The organism is Oceanimonas marisflavi, from assembly GCF_003049725.1.
In the GTDB taxonomy this organism is placed as follows: domain Bacteria; phylum Pseudomonadota; class Gammaproteobacteria; order Enterobacterales; family Aeromonadaceae; genus Oceanimonas; species Oceanimonas marisflavi.
Window position 1 is genome coordinate 1 of the sequence record NZ_QAGM01000059.1, and the last position, 847, is coordinate 847.

An 847-nucleotide genomic window follows, 5' to 3' on the forward strand; every position below is an offset into this window, starting at 1 on the left:
GACATCACGGGCTCAAGCGCTTCTTACCAGCTCACCCGTGCTTAACGCAGGTTAGCACGTCCTTCATCGCCTCTGACTGCCAAGGCATCCACCGTGCACGCTTAGTCACTTAACCATACAACCCCAAGAAGTGTGTCAGTCCGAAGACCGGTACACTCATGAAGGCGGTACGCATCGTGTGACTGATGCTTACAACACATTTCGCCAAGAAGTTCCAAGACACTTGCAGTATCAAGAACTACTTTTATTCATCAGCTTTTTCCGAATTGTTAAAGAACAGAGTGTGTTAAGCTCTAAGATTTCAGCTTTAAGACAAGACCCTTAAAACGTAAAGCTTACAGCTTATGACGATGACTGAATGGTGGAGCTAAGCGGGATCGAACCGCTGACCTCCTGCGTGCAAAGCAGGCGCTCTCCCAGCTGAGCTATAGCCCCATTTAGCCGACCTTTAGTCTTGTTTACCAAATACTTCTCAGGCAAGGCGAAGAGACGCGACGTTTAGTTCACTAAACGAGCGTTGCTTCAACGCAGCATGGGAAGAATTTGGTGGGTCTGAGTAGATTTGAACTACCGACCTCACCCTTATCAGGGGTGCGCTCTAACCAACTGAGCTACAGACCCGAAACTTAGACCTACCATTGGCCTTAATGCATTAGCACAAGGCCAATCGTCACTCTTTCATATCAAGCAAACTGTGTGAACACTCAGCAGGCGCTGAGAATTAAGGTAAGGAGGTGATCCAACCCCAGGTTCCCCTAGGGTTACCTTGTTACGACTTCACCCCAGTCATGAATCACTCCGTGGTAAACGCCCTCCCGAAGGTTAAGCTATCTACTTCTGGAGCAAC

General features: G+C 48.6%; 2 tRNA genes and 2 rRNA genes. All 4 read right to left on the reverse strand.

Features of this window, described 5'->3' with window-relative positions:
* A 23S ribosomal RNA gene (locus DA373_RS16015) occupies positions 1-115 on the reverse strand; the annotation flags it as partial.
* Positions 116-359: 244 nt separating this feature from the next.
* Positions 360-435, reverse strand: a tRNA-Ala gene (locus DA373_RS16020).
* A 109-nt stretch (positions 436-544) separates the two neighbouring features.
* Positions 545-621: transfer RNA gene (locus DA373_RS16025), tRNA-Ile, on the reverse strand.
* A 106-nt stretch (positions 622-727) separates the two neighbouring features.
* Positions 728-847 (reverse strand): 16S ribosomal RNA (locus DA373_RS16030); the annotation flags it as partial.